Source organism: Pseudomonas fluorescens (assembly GCF_902497995.1).
GTDB classification, from domain to species: Bacteria; Pseudomonadota; Gammaproteobacteria; order Pseudomonadales; family Pseudomonadaceae; genus Aquipseudomonas; species Aquipseudomonas fluorescens_BK.
Genome location: NZ_CABVII010000042.1, coordinates 25,486 through 40,027 on the forward strand (window position 1 = coordinate 25,486; position 14,542 = coordinate 40,027).

13 protein-coding genes and 1 pseudogene are annotated in these 14,542 nt (G+C 61.1%); 7 read left to right on the top strand and 7 right to left on the bottom strand.

The window, feature by feature from the left end:
- The first annotated feature begins 147 nt into the window (after nt 1-147).
- The 4 genes from recQ (at nt 148) to F8N80_RS29885 (ending at nt 5,192) form a co-directional block, all read left to right on the top strand.
- Nucleotides 148-2,274 carry a DNA helicase RecQ gene (gene recQ / locus F8N80_RS29870; RefSeq protein ID WP_150748463.1) on the top strand — a complete coding sequence of 709 codons (2,127 nt, stop codon included), beginning with the start codon at nt 148-150 and terminating at the stop codon, nt 2,272-2,274.
- Nucleotides 2,275-2,386: 112 nt separating this feature from the next.
- Nucleotides 2,387-2,821 carry a MarR family transcriptional regulator gene (locus tag F8N80_RS29875; protein WP_150748464.1) on the top strand — a complete coding sequence of 145 codons (435 nt, stop codon included), beginning with the start codon at nt 2,387-2,389 and terminating at the stop codon, nt 2,819-2,821.
- A 129-nt stretch (nt 2,822-2,950) separates the two neighbouring features.
- Nucleotides 2,951-4,744, top strand: a complete 1,794-nt coding sequence (locus tag F8N80_RS29880; protein ID WP_150785277.1) for a FimV/HubP family polar landmark protein — start codon at nt 2,951-2,953, stop codon at nt 4,742-4,744.
- Between the two features lie 160 nt (nt 4,745-4,904).
- Complete coding sequence (locus tag F8N80_RS29885; protein WP_150749203.1) at nt 4,905-5,192, top strand: SelT/SelW/SelH family protein; 288 nt, start codon at nt 4,905-4,907, stop codon at nt 5,190-5,192.
- Here the strand turns inward: F8N80_RS29885 and F8N80_RS29890 are convergent.
- Together F8N80_RS29890 and F8N80_RS29895 are read right to left on the bottom strand one after the other, a co-directional pair.
- Entirely contained in the window at nt 5,186-6,079 is an 894-nt protein-coding gene (locus F8N80_RS29890; RefSeq protein WP_150749204.1) for a DMT family transporter, read from the bottom strand. The genes F8N80_RS29885 and F8N80_RS29890 overlap by 7 nt on opposite strands.
- A gap of 67 nt (nt 6,080-6,146) precedes the next feature.
- Nucleotides 6,147-6,911 carry a helix-turn-helix transcriptional regulator gene (locus F8N80_RS29895; RefSeq protein ID WP_150749089.1) on the bottom strand — a complete coding sequence of 255 codons (765 nt, stop codon included), beginning with the start codon at nt 6,909-6,911 and terminating at the stop codon, nt 6,147-6,149.
- A gap of 136 nt (nt 6,912-7,047) precedes the next feature.
- Here F8N80_RS29895 and F8N80_RS29900 point away from each other — a divergent pair, with 136 nt between their 5' ends.
- The gene (locus F8N80_RS29900) at nt 7,048-7,863 is read left to right on the top strand and encodes a UDP-2,3-diacylglucosamine diphosphatase (protein ID WP_150749090.1); all 816 of its coding nucleotides are present in this window, start codon (nt 7,048-7,050) and stop codon (nt 7,861-7,863) included.
- 144 nt (nt 7,864-8,007) lie between these two features.
- Here the strand turns inward: F8N80_RS29900 and F8N80_RS29905 are convergent, their stop codons facing one another.
- Together F8N80_RS29905 and F8N80_RS31815 are read right to left on the bottom strand one after the other, a co-directional pair.
- Complete coding sequence (locus F8N80_RS29905; protein ID WP_150749091.1) at nt 8,008-8,598, bottom strand: HD domain-containing protein; 591 nt, start codon at nt 8,596-8,598, stop codon at nt 8,008-8,010.
- Nucleotides 8,599-8,628: 30 nt separating this feature from the next.
- A pseudogene (locus F8N80_RS31815) lies at nt 8,629-8,694 on the bottom strand (DUF962 domain-containing protein); the annotation flags it as partial.
- 150 nt (nt 8,695-8,844) lie between these two features.
- Here F8N80_RS31815 and F8N80_RS29910 point away from each other — a divergent pair.
- Entirely contained in the window at nt 8,845-9,906 is a 1,062-nt protein-coding gene (locus tag F8N80_RS29910) for an AraC family transcriptional regulator (protein ID WP_224790777.1), read from the top strand.
- Here the strand turns inward: F8N80_RS29910 and F8N80_RS29915 are convergent.
- Nucleotides 9,863-11,317 carry a TrkH family potassium uptake protein gene (locus F8N80_RS29915; protein ID WP_150749092.1) on the bottom strand — a complete coding sequence of 485 codons (1,455 nt, stop codon included), beginning with the start codon at nt 11,315-11,317 and terminating at the stop codon, nt 9,863-9,865. The genes F8N80_RS29910 and F8N80_RS29915 overlap by 44 nt on opposite strands.
- 121 nt (nt 11,318-11,438) lie before the next feature.
- On the opposite strand from F8N80_RS29915, the gene F8N80_RS29920 reads away from it, so the two are divergent.
- Entirely contained in the window at nt 11,439-12,005 is a 567-nt protein-coding gene (locus tag F8N80_RS29920; RefSeq protein ID WP_150749093.1) for an NAD(P)H nitroreductase, read from the top strand.
- A gap of 107 nt (nt 12,006-12,112) precedes the next feature.
- Here the strand turns inward: F8N80_RS29920 and F8N80_RS29925 are convergent, their stop codons facing one another.
- Both F8N80_RS29925 and F8N80_RS29930 read right to left on the bottom strand, forming a co-directional pair.
- Nucleotides 12,113-13,453, bottom strand: coding sequence for a sensor histidine kinase (locus F8N80_RS29925; protein ID WP_150785278.1), 1,341 nt, complete (start codon nt 13,451-13,453; stop codon nt 12,113-12,115).
- Between the two features lie 176 nt (nt 13,454-13,629).
- Nucleotides 13,630-14,076, bottom strand: a complete 447-nt coding sequence (locus F8N80_RS29930) for a Spy/CpxP family protein refolding chaperone (protein WP_150785279.1) — start codon at nt 14,074-14,076, stop codon at nt 13,630-13,632.
- Nucleotides 14,077-14,542 lie beyond the last annotated feature (466 nt).

Sequence of the window (14,542 nt, forward strand, 5' to 3'; positions counted from 1 at the left end):
GGTATACTCGCGCGTTTTGTGATGCCCTGCTGGCGCCACGGCTGAGATGTGAAGCGTCATGCAATGCGCACTTACTATTCGTCAGTGCAGCCTGCGTGGTTCTGGACCAGTCTTGCAGGGATGTTTTTGGTGATTTCTGGAGTTTTTATGCTCGAACAGGCTCAACGCGTCCTCAAGGACATCTTCGGCTACGACAGTTTCCGTGGCCGCCAGGGTGCAATCATTGAGCGCGTGGCCAGCGGCGGCGACGCCCTGGTGCTGATGCCTACCGGTGGCGGCAAGTCCCTGTGCTTCCAGGTGCCGGCACTGCTGCGCGAAGGTCTGGCGGTGGTGGTCTCGCCGCTGATCGCGCTGATGGACGATCAGGTCGCGACCCTCGAAGAGCTGGGTGTCGCCGCGGCTGCACTGAATTCCACACTGAGCGCCGAGCAGCAACGGGATCTGGCCGCCCGGATCAAGCGCGGTGAAGTGAAGATGCTTTATCTTGCGCCCGAGCGCCTGGTTCAGCCGCGCATGCTGGCGTTCCTGCAAAGCCTTGAAATCGCCCTGTTCGCCATTGATGAAGCGCATTGCGTGTCCCAGTGGGGCCACGACTTCCGCCGCGAATACCTGCAACTGGGCCAGCTGGCGGAGCTGTTCCCCCATGTCCCGCGCATCGCCCTGACCGCGACCGCCGACAAGCGCACCCGGGAAGAAATCGTCGATCGCCTGCATCTGCAGGACGCTGAACGGTTCCTCTCGAGTTTCGATCGCCCGAACATTTTCTACCGCATCGTGCCCAAGGAGCAGCCGCGCAAGCAATTGCTGGCGTTCCTGGCCGAACGGCGCAGCGATGCCGGCATCGTCTATTGCCTGTCGCGCAAGAAGGTCGACGAAGTCGCGGTGTTCCTCAGCGAACAAGGGTTCCCGGCGCTGCCCTATCACGCCGGTCTGCCCAACGATACCCGGGCTCACCACCAGAAACGCTTCCTCAACGAGGAAGGCCTGATCATGGTCGCCACCGTGGCATTCGGCATGGGCATCGATAAACCCAACGTGCGCTTCGTCGCTCACCTCGATTTGCCCAAATCCCTTGAGGCTTATTACCAGGAAACCGGTCGCGGCGGCCGTGACGGTCTGCCAGCAGATGCCTGGATGGCCTACGGCCTGCAAGACGTGGTGATGCTCAAGCAGATGTTGCAGAACTCCGAGGGCGACGAACGCCACAAGCGTCTGGAGCAGCACAAGCTCGACGCGATGCTCTCGCTCTGCGAAGAAACCCGCTGCCGCCGCCAGACGCTGCTGGCCTATTTCGACGAGGACATGCCCGAGCCCTGCGGCCATTGCGACAACTGCGTCGACGGCGTACAGACCTGGGACGCCACCGAGCCGGCCCGCCAGGCGCTCTCGGCGATCTACCGCACCGGCCAGCGCTATGGCGTCGGGCATCTGGTGGACGTACTGCTGGGCAAGGACAACGAAAAGGTCCGCGGCATCGGTCATCAGCACCTGTCGGTCTACGGTGTCGGCAAGGCGATGGCCGAAGGTGAATGGCGCTCCCTGTTCCGCCAGCTGGTTGCCCGCGGCCTGGCCGACATCGACCTCGAAGGCTACGGCGGCTTGCGCCTGAGTGACAGCTGCCGGCCATTGCTCAAGGGCGAAGTGACCCTGGAACTGCGCCGCGACCTCAAGCCGCAAACCACTGCCAAAAGCAGCAAGAGCCAGGCGAGCCAGCTGGTTCGCGGCGAAGAACGCGAACAGTGGGAAGCCTTGCGCGCCCTGCGTCGCAAACTCGCCGAAGAACATGGTGTGCCGCCGTACGTCATCTTCCCCGACTCGACGCTGCTGGAAATGCTGCGCAGCCAGCCGACCTCGCTGGCGGCGATGGCCACGGTCAGCGGCGTCGGTGCACGCAAACTGGAACGTTATGGCGAGGCCTTCCTCGACGTGCTTGGCGGCCAGGTCGAGGCGCCGAAAGTGGTGGCCGACGTACGCCATGAGCTGATCACCCTGGCGCGGGCCGGCATGACCCCGCTGCAGATCGCCGGTCAACTGCAATGCTCGGAAAAGAACGTCTACACCATGCTCGCCGAAGCGATTGGCAAGCAGCAGTTGTCGCTGGAACAGGCGCTGGATCTACCCGAAGACTTGATGGGCGAAGTCCAGGACGCATTCCTTGACGGTGAGGGCGAATTGCCACCTGTGTCGGAGATTGGCGCGCTATTCGCCGGGCGAGTGCCGGAAGGTGTCTTGTATTGTGTTCGTGCCGCTCTTCAGTCGGAATTCGAAATCTGAATGAACGGGCGGTAACGATTCAGTACAGAGCAACCCTTGCCTATAGCCAACGGTCATGCTTAGCTGACTAATAATTAGTTTTTCTCTATTTTAGTCTAATCATGAGTGTTTTATGCCGTTCACCGATCAACACCGCTTTGGCATGCAACTGGCCCAGATGTCGCGCGGCTGGCGGGCCGAACTGGACCGTCGACTGGCCGGGCTCGGACTGTCCCAGGCACGCTGGCTGGTGCTGCTGCACCTGGCGCGTTTCGACAATGCACCCACCCAGCGCGAACTGGCGCAAAGCGTCGGCGTCGAAGGGCCGACCCTGGCCCGTTTGCTCGACAGCCTGGAAAGCCAGGGACTGGTGCAACGTCAATCGGTGCTGGAAGATCGCCGGGCAAAAAAAATCGTCCTCTGTGCCCCGGCCCGTCCCCTGATCGAACAAATTGAAACCATTGCCAACCAGTTGCGCCACGAACTGTTCGATGGCGTTGATGAAGCGGATCTGAAAATCTGCATGCGGGTGCACGGACACATACTGGCCAACCTGGAAAAATCTTGAGGCGTAACCGCGTGCCGGACTTTTGAGATACTCCATTGGGCAGACTATAAAGAACTAGTCGGCACTCTCGTGTTCGTACCGGATGTGCGAACACGTACAAGGTTGGTTCCGGTTATCCAAGGGATGCTCATGCTCGAGAGTTTGTACGTGGTATTGCGGTGTTGCACCAGGCTGCTGCTGGTCGGTGGTGCTGTTTCCTACTCGGCATTGGCGCCCGCGCTGGGCTTGGGCGAAATCACCCTGCATTCGGCGCTGAATCAGCCGCTGCGTGCCGACATCGCCCTGATGGACGCCGCGGGTCTGCAGGAGGGCGAGTTGTCGGTCAGCCTGGCGACGGCAGAAGAATTCAGCCGCGCTGGCGTTGATCGGGTGTTCTTCCTCAACGATCTGAAGTTCACGCCGATCCTGCGCGGTAACCACAGGTTGATCCGGGTGAGCTCCAACAAGCCGGTCAATGAACCCTTCCTCAATTTCCTGGTGCAGCTCAATCAGCCCAACGGACGCGTGCTGCGCGAGTACACGGTATTGATCGACCCGCCGGGCTCACCGGGGATTGTCCCGGTGGCTGACGAACCGGTTGCCAGCCCGCAATCGTCCGCCTTCCCGAGTGTCGAGCCGGCCGTTGCGGTGCCACCGGCGGTGAAGAGCAAAAAGCCGCCGACCCCGCGGGTCGATCAACCTGCTGCCGCGCCTGTCAATGATCCTGTTGCCGAGCAACTGGCCGTCAGCGTCCTGAAGAACCAGGCGTTGCAAACCACGATCGATGAGCTGAATGCACAATTGCAGGCGCAAAACGAGCACATTGCCGGCCAGAAAAAACAGGTCACCGAGTTGCAGACTCAATTGGCGCAAGTCAAACAGGCTTCGGTGGAGCCTGTTGCGCCAGACGCCGCGGCTCCAGCGCCGGTGGTTGCTGAAAGGATCGAGACGACTCACTTGCCGCTGATCTTCGGGTTGCTGTTGCTGGTGGCCCTGGGGTTGCTCGGATTGTTCGTTCGCCGTCAGCGCCAGCAGCTTCAGGCAGTACCTGAGTCGTTAGCCGTTTTGCCGTCACGGCACGAGCCGGTGCTGAATCGGGAAGCGCAGCCGCCTGCTTCGGCATCCGGACAGGGCGAAGCGTCGTCGGCGGGTGATGTGCTCGAAGGGGTCGGCATTTATCTGGCCTATGGCCGTTTTTCCGAAGCGGCCGGTTTGTTGAGAGAGGCGTTGCTCAAGGACCCGAACCGCACCGATCTGGCCGTGCAACTGCTGGAAGTTCTGGGCCAACAGGGTGACGTGCCCGCCTATGAAACGCAGGAAAACAGCCTGCGTGACGCTGGGTTCGACCCGCGGAAGCTTGAAGAAATTCGTGAGCGTTATCCGAAACTGCGCACCGTCGCCGCCTTGGCCATCGCACCCTCTATCACGCCGCCCGCGGTTGCGCAGCCCCAGGCTGTCGCCGCCAGCGATGAGTTCCAGTTGAACCTGGATGACCTGTCGATGGATTCGAACTGGGACCTGATCAGCCCCTTCGACCATTCACCGCCCGCCGCCGAATCCCCGAATGAGGCGTCACGCATCCACGAGCCTGAATTTACCTCGAATCTGCATATCTTGCCCGATGTGTTCGAAATGCCTGACGAGCCGACGCTGGGCGAACCCGAGTTCGAGTGGGTGGCCGAACCTGATGCACAACCTCTGGATGACGACTTTCTCGACGAATTCGCTGATTCCGGCCTGTCGTTGCAGCTTGAACCGTTGAATGCTGAGTCGATCGATCTCGAACTGTCCGAACCGAGTAATGCCGGCAAACTGGAACAGGCCCAGACCTGCATCGATGACGGCGACCTGGACAGCGCCATCGAATTGCTCAACGAGTTACTCAAGGACGGCGACGAGCCACTCAAACAGACCGCCCGGAGTTTGTTGGCCGGCATCCGTTGAAGGTCAAAAGACCTGTAGGAGCCGGCTTGCTGGCGATGGCATCACTGCGGTCTATCTGTAAGACCGCAGTAATCCCATCGCCAGCAAGCCGGCTCCTACAGGGCGAACGATAAAGCCGGCTATGATAGCGACGCCCTCTGGCTCAGGAATCCTGCCCATCATGACCGCGCATAAACCGGAAATCGTCATCACTTATTGCACGCAATGCCAATGGCTGTTGCGCGCGGCCTGGCTGGCCCAGGAACTGCTCAGTACCTTTGGCGATGACCTGGGCAAAGTGTCCCTGGTACCCGGCACCGGTGGGGTCTTTCACATTTTTTGTGACGAGGTGCAAATCTGGGAGCGCAAGACCGACGGCGGTTTCCCCGAGGCCAAGGTGCTCAAGCAGCGGGTCCGCGACCGGATCGATCCGGACCGCGACCTGGGGCACAACGACCGCACTCAGTGAGACGGGGCTTGTGTCGCAACGGTCTTTTTGCCTGAACTACCCGCGAGCCGGCTGGACGCCACGATCGCAACGATGATCAGCGCTCCGCCGATCAGCATGCGCAGCGTCGGGTTTTCATCGAACAGCACCCAGGCCATGGTGATCCCGTAAACCGGCTCCATAGCGAACACCACCGCGGCGGTTCGTGCCTTGATCACCGCCAGGCTGGCGACGAACAGGCTGTGAGCGACGCCGGTGCAGAACACCCCGAGCAGACCGATCCACAGCCAGTCGAGGGCGCGCACCTCACTCAACTGCGGTGCCGCCACCGGCAGCAGGCACAGCGCGACGACCACGTTCTGACACAGCGCCGCCTGCACCGGCGGGATGCGCCCGGAGCTGGCGCGGTTGGTCAACGACAGCAGGGCAAACAGCAAGCCGGAAGCCACCGCCCAGAGCAGGCCGATGGTGGCGCCGCTGGCCAGATCGAAGTCCGGCGTGACCAGCACCAGCCCGACACTCACCAGCACCACCAGCAGGATTTCGTTGGCGCGAATCCGCTCGCGAAAGATCAGCCCTTCGAGGATTACGGTAAACGCCGGGAAACTGGCAAAGCCCAGGGTAGCGATCGCCACGCCGGCGACCTTCACTGCAATGAAAAAACTGACCCAATGCCCGGCCAGCAGCAGGCCGCTGAGCGACAACCGGCGCCAGTCCAGGGCCTCAAGTTTCAACCAGCGCGTATGGCTGGCAAACCGCGCAAAAAATGCCAGCGCAAGTACGGCAAATGCGGCACGCCCGAAAACGATGACGGCGGGGGAGGCGGCGGCGAGTTTGCCGAACACACCGGTCAGGCCAAACATCAGTGCGCCGATATGCAGGGCGCCAAGGGCGGTACGGGGAGTCATTGCAATCCTTGATGAACGTAGTGAACCCGCATTGAATCGTATGAAGGCAACGGTGTCTGTCGGCAAACTATCGTTTTTTGTCGCCAGCCTCGCGCCGCAATTTGCCAGGCGAGGCGCCAAATTCGCGCAGCACCGCGGCCGCGAAGGCACTCTGCGAGCTGTAGCCGACCCGACTGGCAATCTCGCCGATGGGCAGCGCCGAATCCCGCAGCATGCCCACGGCCATGTGCAATCGTCGGCTGCGGATATAGTCCATCGGGGTCTGCCCGCATTCGGCAACGAACCGCGCATGCAACCGGGCGCTGGACAACCCGGCGATACGCGCCAGGTCGGCGACTTGCAGCGGGTAGGCTGCAGACTGATCGATATGTGCATTCAGCGCCGCATAGGGCAGGCGCCGACCGCCCACGACCTCCGGTTTGGCATGGTTGAGGCTGGCCAGCAACAGCACTGCACCCTGTTGCGCGATCAGAGGATCACTGACCTGGCTGGCCGCCAGCCAGTTCACCAGTTGGCTTTGCCCGGCATCCAGCGGCAGGCGCCCGGCATTGTCGAGCAAACGACGGCTGGCTTGCGCGTGATCGCCCATTGACTGCAAGACCCAGTCATCGCCTGGCACATCCAGCACCAGGCAACGGCTACCATTGGCGCTGCCGCAGGCATGGTGAAAACCGGACGGCACCACCACGAAACTCTGTTGCACCACCTGGCTGCCATGCCCATCGACCTCGAAATCCAGCGCGCCCGACAGCCCGAACACCAGTTGCGCGTGGTCGTGGCTATGGACGATCAGGTCGTCGCTGTACTGGCGTAGCGTGAGGATCGGTCTCATCGCAGGTCTCCCTATCAAGGTCGCCAGTCTACACCGAGGGCGCTCGCGAGCGGCTGTCACAGGACTGACTCGCCATTGTCATGGGCCATTAATCCGGCCGGGGCAAGCTTGCCCAAACAATTGCAGAGGGTTGCCCATGACCAGCGCCGAGTTCGCCAGACCCAGTCGCAAGCAACGTGTGCGTACCTTGTGGATTTCCGATGTGCATCTGGGCACCCGGGATTGCCAGGCCGAACACCTGTCGCAGTTTCTCAAGGGCTACCATGCGGACAAGGTCTACCTGGTCGGCGACATCATCGACGGCTGGAAACTGCGCGGCGGCATGTACTGGCCCCAGGCACACACCAATGTGATTCGTCGCCTGTTGACCATGAGCAAGCGCGGCACCGAGGTGATTTACGTCACCGGCAACCATGATGAGTTCCTGCGCCGTTACTCGACGCTGATCCTGGGCAACATCCAGTTGGTGGACGAAGCCGTGCACGTCACCGCCGATGGCCGTCATTTGCTGGTGATCCATGGCGACCAGTTCGATGTGATCACCCGGTACCACCGCTGGCTGGCCTTTCTTGGCGACTGGGCCTACGAATTCACCCTGACCCTCAACCGCTGGCTCAATCATTGGCGCGCCCGTTATGGCTATGGCTACTGGTCGTTGTCGGCGTATCTCAAGCACAAGGTGAAGACCGCAGTCAGCTTCATCAGCGATTTTGAACAAGCCATTGCCCACGAATGCGTCAAGCGCGGACTGCATGGCGTGGTGTGCGGGCACATTCACCATGCCGAGATTCGCAAGGTGGGCGAGGTGGATTACCTCAATTGCGGGGATTGGGTGGAGTCGTGCACGGCGTTGATCGAGCATTGGGATGGCTCGATCCAGTTGTATCGGTTGGCGGATGCCCAAGCGCGGGAGGCGCAGTTGAAGGCGGTGAAAATCGCCGAGCCGGCTTAAGGGTAACGGTGTCAGTGGAGGCCCCTTCGCGAGCAAGCCCGCTCCCACATTTGATCGGTGGTGGCCACAAATATTGTGTCCACAGGAGATCAATGTGGGAGCGGGCTTGCTCGCGAAGGGGCCAGATCAGACACTCTGGATCTGTCAGGCGGGCGAATGCTCTGCCATCGCCGCCTTGTAAATCGATTGCTTCGGCTGCGCAAACAACCGCTCCATCATCGGCTCGAAGAAGCTCAACGGCAGTGTGTCGTACGCCGGATCAAACGCCGCCGCGTCATACCTGGCGCAGAATTCGATCGTCGCCTGATACTGCGGATGCCCGCTGAATTGCTCGCGCAAATACCGATCCATGCCCAGGTGATGGAAGAAGTAATAACCCTGGAAAATTCCGTGCTTTTCCACCATCCACAGATGCTCGGCGCTAACGAACGGCTTGAGGATGGCCGCGGCGATGTCCGGATGGTTGTAGGAACCCAGGGTGTCACCGATGTCGTGAAGCAGGGCGCAGACCACGTATTCTTCGTCGCGACCATCGCGCCAGGCGCGGGTGGCGGTTTGCAGGGAGTGGGTCAGACGATCCACCGGGAAGCCGCCGAAATCACCCTCCAGCAATTTCAGGTGCGCCACAATCCGCGTCGGCAGTTGTCGGGCGTAGGCACTGAAGTCTGCGGCGATGATCGCCCAGTCTTCCTGCGTGCCGTCCTTCATGTGGGTGAAACGGGCGTTGGCATTCATCGGTTGTCCTCTTTCGACTGTTTGCACCTGGAACGGCACGCGACCCAGGATCATATCCCGGTACATGACGAAATCGCCGAGCAGGCTGTAAAGCGGACTGCGATCTCTGTTCTGACTGCACGTTGTGCTGCGGGTAGCTTATTTAAGTCTAGAGTGAACATTGGCGTCAGACAGTGACAATGGGCGCCACTTTAATATCCTTCGGACTTTGGCCGTAGCATGCGGCTCATCATGTAAGAAAACGCCATGAGCGAACGAACGACATCTGCAACCTGGGCAATGGGGATTGTCAAGGCGCTGGAAATGGACGGCCTGGATTGCCGGGTTCTGTTCGAACAGCTGGGACTCGACTACGCGGCCTTGGATGATCCGGACGCGCGCTTCCCGCAAGATTCCATGACACGCCTGTGGCAGCGTGCGGTCGAGCTGTCCGGCAACCCGGCGATTGGCCTGAACATGGGCAAAGTGGTGCGGCCGGCCTCCTTTCATGTGGCGGGCTATGCCCTGATGTCCAGCCAGACCCTGGCCGAAGGTTTTCAGCGGCTGGTACGTTATCAGCGGATCATCGCCGAAAGCGCCGACCTGAGTTTCCGCTTGCTGGATGAGGGTTACGCGCTGATTCTGACGGTCCATGGCGACCATCTGCCGCCGACCCGGCAGAGCGCCGAAGCGTCATTGGCCTGTGCGCTGGCGCTGTGTGGCTGGTTGACCGGGCGAATCCTGCAGCCGCGCAAGGTGCTGCTGCAGGGCGATGAGCCCATCGATCTCAAACCCTATAATCAAGCCTTCCACGCGCCGATGGTGTTCAACGCACCGTATGACGCGTTGATCTTCGAGCGCGTCGATATGGAAGCGCCGCTGCCGACCGCCAACGAGGCGATGGCGCGGCTGCATGACCGGTTTGCCGGCGAATACCTGGCGCGGTTCTCTGAAAGCCGGGTGACCCACAAGGCGCGGCAGGTGTTGTGCCGGTTGCTGCCCCAGGGCGAACCCAAGCGCGATACCGTGGCGCAGACGCTGCACCTGTCGCAACGGACCTTGCAGCGACGCCTGCAGGAAGAGGGCACGAGTTTTCAGGCGCTGTTGGACGACACCCGGCGCGAACTGGCGGAGCAGTATCTGGCGCAGCCGAGCATGACCCTGCTGGAGATTGCCTACCTGTTGGGGTTCGCCGATCCGAGCAACTTCTTCCGTGCGTTTCGACGCTGGTTCGATGCCACCCCCGGCGAGTTCCGGGTGCGGCTGATGGAAACGCCGAACCCGGTCAATGACGCCAGAACGCCGGTATACACAGGACAAATACCGTAATGATCTCAAGTCGACCCAGCAACATGCCGAACGAGAGAATCCATTTGGCGGCGTCCGGCAGAGACGCGAAGTTACCTGCCGGGCCGATGGTCTCGCCCAGCCCCGGACCGACACCGGACACGGTGCTGGCCGCGCCGGTGAGGGCGGTCATCCAGTCAACGCCAAGCAGCGACAGCAGCAGTGCGATCACGCAGATGGTGATGGCGAAGAAGAACGAAAAGGTCAGGATCGAGCGCACGATCTCTTCGTCGAGACGATGACCGTTGTATTTCTGCTTGATCACCGCGCGCGGGTGAATCAATTGGTTAAGGTTGGCCTTGAGCAGGATGTAGGCGACCTGGAAGCGGAAAATCTTGATCCCGCCAGCGGTCGAGCCCGAGCAGCCGCCGATAAAGCCCAGGTAGAAGAACAGCATCAGCGAGAAATTTCCCCACAGGCTGTAGTCCCCCAGCGCAAAACCCGTCGTGGTCACTACCGAAGTCACGTTCAGCGCCACATGCCGCAGCGCCTCGAGCCAATGCAGCTGAGTGGTCCACCAGTACCAGGTGCCGAGCACCAGCCAGGTCACCAGCAACATGCCGAGCAGCCCCTGAACCTGTTCATCCTTGATCAGCGCCCGACGGTTACCGCGCAACGTGGCGACATACAGGGTGAACGGCAGGGCACCGAGAATCATGATGACGATCGCGACCCAATGCACCGCAGGTTCCGGCCACTTGGCCAAAGACTGGTCGGAGGTCGAGAAACCACCGGTGGAAATTGCCGACATCGCGTGGTTGATCGCATCGAACGGGCTCATCCCGGCCCACCAGAACGCCAGGCTGCCGAAAATGGTAATGCCGACGTAGGCCGCAACGATCAAGCGCGCCACCATGTGCGAACGGGGCATGACCTTTTCGGAACGGTCCGATGACTCGGTCTGGAACAGGCGCATGCCACCGATGCGCAGCAGTGGCAGAATCGCTACCGCCATGCCGATAAAGCCGATGCCGCCGATCCAGTGCAGCAATGAGCGCCACATCAGGATGCCGGGAGACATGTTGTCCAGGCCATTGAGCACCGTCGCACCGGTGGCGGTGATGCCGGACATGCTCTCGAAGAACGAGTCGGTGTAGCTGATGTGCTGGGTCAGCAGAAACGGCAGCGCGGCGAAAATGCACACCACCAGCCAACTGCTGACGGTCAGCAGGTACATGTCCCGCGGGCGCAGGTGAATGTGCTCGGGGCGACCGGGGATGACCAGGGCCAGACCGGCGACAAAGGTGATCATGCTCGCCCAGAGGAACGACGGCAGGTCGCCGGTGCGCTCGAAGATCACCAGCGTGGCCATGGGCACGACCATGGCGATGGCCAGCGTGATCAGGAAGATGCCGATGATGAAACCAATGATCCGTAAGGTCGGCAACGCCATGAAGTCCGCTCGGGCTGAAAGTGGGAAGGGCGCCATTCTACCTGCGGGGCAGGGCATGTAAACCGGCAGGGTCTGCGCACTTGCAGCTAGAATAGCCAAACATTTTTTCAGGAGGTGGCCGATGCAGGCTCTCGACGCTTTGCTCAACCGTGTTTCCGTTCCACGACTGCTTGAACCGGCACCCACCCCGGAGCAGCGCGAAGTGCTGTTTGCCGCCGCGATGCGTGCGCCGGACCATGGCCACTTGCAGCCTTGGCGCTTCCTGACGGTCGAAGGTGCGGCGCGCGAGCAGATGGGCGAGTTGCTGGCCGAAGCGGCGAGGCTGCAGGACAGCGAAGTGTCCGAGGCGGCGCTGGACAAGGCGCGCAACGGTCCGCTGCGTGCGCCGCTGGTGGTGGTGGTAATCGCGCGTTTGCAGGACCACGTCAAATATCCAAAGTCCGAACAACTGCTGGCGGCGGGTTGCGCGGCGCACGGGATTTTGCTGGCGGCCTATGCGCAAGGGATTGGCGCGGTATGGCGCACCGGTGAGCTGGCGTATTCGCCGCATGTGGCAAAAGGGTTGGGATTGGCGGAAGGGGAAGAGGTGATCGCGTTTCTTTACCTTGGCACGCCGCAGAAAGAACCGCGGGTGGCGGAGAAAGTTGATCTGGCCGAGTTCGTCAGCGCTTGGCCGGGTAGTCGCTGAGGAACCGATAAACCTGTGGGAGCGGGCTTGCCCGCGATAGCGTAGTGTCAGGCTCTGAGATGTTGAATGTGCCGCCGCCATCGCGGGCAAGCCCGCTCCCACAGGGATTACGGCTGTACTACGGCGCCGGGCACCAACGGTAATTCCAGGCTGGCAATGAACCCACCCTGCGGATGATTGGCCAGTACCAGGCTCCCGCCATGCCGCTCCGCCGCACGACGGGCAATCGCCAACCCCAGGCCATGGCCCGCCGCAGTCTGTCCCGGTGCCCGATAGAACGGCTCACCCAACTGGCTCAAATGCTCGGCCTCCACACCGGGCCCATGGTCGCGCACACTGACGACAATTCGCTCACCCTGGCGTGATGCCTGCATTTCTATCGATTGCCCTATGGGGTTAAAGCGCTGGGCGTTGCGCAGCAGGTTGTCCACCGCGCGCTCGATCATGGTCGGCCAGCCTTTGAGGTTCAGTTGCGGCTCGGCCTCAAGGCGCACGTTCTGCTCCGGCGAACCCAGCTGTGCATCTCTTTGCAGGGTGTTAAGCAAGGCATTCAGGTCCACCTCTTCGGCGCTGGCGTTGTCGGCATCGACCCGCGCCAGCACCAGGATTTCGCTGATCAGCGCTTCCAGCCGGTCGCATTCACGGGTCAGGCGTGGCCAGAGTTTTTCCCGTTCTTCGGGGTTGGCCCTTTCGGCCAGGGCCAGCGCAATGCGCAGTCGGGTGAGGGGCGAGCGCAATTCGTGGGATACATCGCGCAACAGTTGCCGCTGACTGCCGATCAGACTTTGCAGGCGGGCGCCCATTCGGTTGAAATCGTTGGCCAGCACGCCGAACTCATCGCGCCGGTTTGCCAGTTTTACCAGGCTGTTCTGTTGATAGGTGGTTTGCCCCAGGTCATGCACGGCACCGCGCAGGCGGCTGAGCGGGCGGGTGATCGAAAAGGTCACCAGCAGGCTGAACAGGGTCAGCACCACCAGCGCAATACCTAATGCACTCAACGGCCAAAGCAGGCTTTCGCGGTGCCAGGCGTCCAGTTCCGGGTGCGGGATTCGATAGATCAGCAGATAAGTGTCACCGGTTTTTGCGCTGGTGTACTCATCGGTCAGACGACGCCACGGCAGGCGGCGATCGTCGTTGTTCTGCCGCGCTTCAAAGGCTGCCGCGCGGCGGGGGAAGGTGCCGCGCACCACCGGATCGCCGCTCTCGTTGAGCACCTGAACATCGATGTGATACTGGCGCTTGCGTTGTTGCAGAAGCTCCTGGGCTGCTTCCTCTCCCTGGGCTTCGTAGGTTTGCGTCCACTGTTCGGCCAGGGTATTGAGGCCTGGATGGCGGCTGAGAATCCACGCGTCCTGGTTGAGCATGTGCCCGAGCAGAATCGACAGCCCCGCCACCAGAGCGATGGCCAGCCAGAAGCTGGCCAGGATACGCCAGAACAATGAGCGCACAAAAAATCCTCGAACAAACACAAGTCAATGTGGGAGCGGGCTTGCTCGCGAAAGCGGGGTGCCAGTCAACAATACTTTGCCTGACACACCGCTTTCGCGAGCAAGCCCGCTCCCACAATTTAAACCGGGTAGCACCGGACCCAGCGGTATTAGCCGTTGGGTCCGGCGTTAACGCATTATTGCGCTTTTTGCGGTTGCTGCGCTTTCCACGCCTTGAACTCGGCCCATTCCGCGCGGCGCTCGGCCTTTTTCTTCTGGATCTCGTCGAATTGCTTCTGTTGATCCGGTTTCAGCAGGGCACGCACGTCGGCTTCGGCTTTCTTGTGGTTGGCGGCCATTTCGTCTTTCATGGCTTTCTGGTCGGCTGGCGAGAGTTTTTCCAGGTACTTGTCGACCACTTGCTTACGCTCGTGCATCTGCTCGCCCATGATCTTGCGGATCTGCTCGCGCTGTTCGCGACTCAGGTCCAGTTGGCTGTACGGGCCTTTGCCGTGCATGCCGTGTATCTGACCGCCGTGGCGCGAGCCGTCCATCGGGCCCATAGGGCCGGCACCTTCAGGCATGGCCATGGCAACGGTCGGCAGGGCGGCAGCGAACATCAGAGCGATAAGAGTCTTGCGCATGGTGAATCTCCTTGTCTCGTTCCCGGTACGTTCCGGATGAGTGCAGATTACGCAGATCAAGGTCAGCGGCGGTCAGCGAAGCGTAAAGCTTGGGTAAAGACGATTTTGTACCTTCCTGACAAACACCCCTCCGGCAGACGCCGGCTTGCTGGCGAAGCAAGCGACGCGGTCTGTAGGAGCCAGGCTTGCCGGCGAACCAGGCGACGCGGTGTGTCATTTACACCGCCTTCGCCCCTGTAGGAGCTGGCTTGCAAGCGAAGTACGCATAGACCACGCGTTATTCCAGTGAGCACGCGTCATCGTTAACGACCATCGCTGCGGTGCGACGACTCGACAAGCCAGCTCCTATGTATGGACTCGCCCCCACTGTCTACCCGCTTTCAAAAAAACTGCCGCCCCGTTGCATCTATGTATTAGGCCTATTCGAGGAAGCCGTCATCGGCTTCTGGCCAAAATTGGAAGAGCT

Coding starts and splice junctions, on each gene's coding strand:
- F8N80_RS29880 (WP_150785277.1), top strand. CDS start 2,951: ATGCTCGAGAGTTTGTACGTGGTATTGCGGTGTTGCACCAGGCTGCTG.
- recQ (WP_150748463.1), top strand. CDS start 148: ATGCTCGAACAGGCTCAACGCGTCCTCAAGGACATCTTCGGCTACGAC.
- F8N80_RS29890 (WP_150749204.1), bottom strand. CDS start 6,079: ATGACTCCCCGTACCGCCCTTGGCGCCCTGCATATCGGCGCACTGATG.
- F8N80_RS29930 (WP_150785279.1), bottom strand. CDS start 14,076: ATGCGCAAGACTCTTATCGCTCTGATGTTCGCTGCCGCCCTGCCGACC.
- F8N80_RS29895 (WP_150749089.1), bottom strand. CDS start 6,911: ATGAGACCGATCCTCACGCTACGCCAGTACAGCGACGACCTGATCGTC.
- F8N80_RS29900 (WP_150749090.1), top strand. CDS start 7,048: ATGACCAGCGCCGAGTTCGCCAGACCCAGTCGCAAGCAACGTGTGCGT.
- F8N80_RS29910 (WP_224790777.1), top strand. CDS start 8,845: ATGAGCGAACGAACGACATCTGCAACCTGGGCAATGGGGATTGTCAAG.
- F8N80_RS29915 (WP_150749092.1), bottom strand. CDS start 11,317: ATGGCGTTGCCGACCTTACGGATCATTGGTTTCATCATCGGCATCTTC.
- F8N80_RS29885 (WP_150749203.1), top strand. CDS start 4,905: ATGACCGCGCATAAACCGGAAATCGTCATCACTTATTGCACGCAATGC.
- F8N80_RS29920 (WP_150749093.1), top strand. CDS start 11,439: ATGCAGGCTCTCGACGCTTTGCTCAACCGTGTTTCCGTTCCACGACTG.
- F8N80_RS29875 (WP_150748464.1), top strand. CDS start 2,387: ATGCCGTTCACCGATCAACACCGCTTTGGCATGCAACTGGCCCAGATG.
- F8N80_RS29905 (WP_150749091.1), bottom strand. CDS start 8,598: ATGAATGCCAACGCCCGTTTCACCCACATGAAGGACGGCACGCAGGAA.